General features: G+C 34.7%; 1 protein-coding gene. It reads right to left on the bottom strand.

Annotation, left to right across the window (positions count from 1 at the left end; genetic code table 11):
* The coding region (locus tag FD16_RS12470) for a transposase (protein WP_162255737.1) at positions 1–495 on the bottom strand (495 nt) is incomplete at both ends.

Genomic DNA, 495 nt, shown 5'->3' with positions numbered 1-495 from the left:
TTTTTTGATTGTTTTGATTTTATTGTTGCATCCTTCAACAGGGCCATTGGTAAAGGATTGGTTTTTATCAATGAAGCTATTTTTAATTTCTTCAAAATGCCTTCTTAATGTTTGTTTAGCCTTCTTCATTTCGTCAGAAATATTGTATTGCAAGTCGTCCTTGGATGGCCATAGGATTCGTTTTAGTAGATTCATATCTTGTTTATGCATGGCAAATAAAATATCTTGATAGAAGTCATAGGCGTCTTTCAACATCGGTGATAGCGTCAATAGACGCTGAACAACTTCGTTGTCAGTTAATAATGCGCCTCTATAATTTGCTCGTTTGCGTCTTACAGTATTGTCTAAATCAGATTCATATTTCATAATCAGTTTCCAAAACTTTTTTAGTTGTCTACGTTCTCTGGAATCCTTTGGAAATTCTTTCATAACATGGATACGGACTCTCTTTAAGGCTTCATAAACTTGAACGGCAACGTGAAAATGATCCGCTAG

It is taken from the genome of Paucilactobacillus suebicus DSM 5007 = KCTC 3549, from assembly GCF_001434475.1.
In the GTDB taxonomy this organism is placed as follows: Bacteria; Bacillota; Bacilli; order Lactobacillales; family Lactobacillaceae; genus Paucilactobacillus; species Paucilactobacillus suebicus.
The sequence above is the reverse complement of the archived record's forward strand: the minus strand, read 5'-3'. Positions and strand labels throughout refer to the sequence as shown.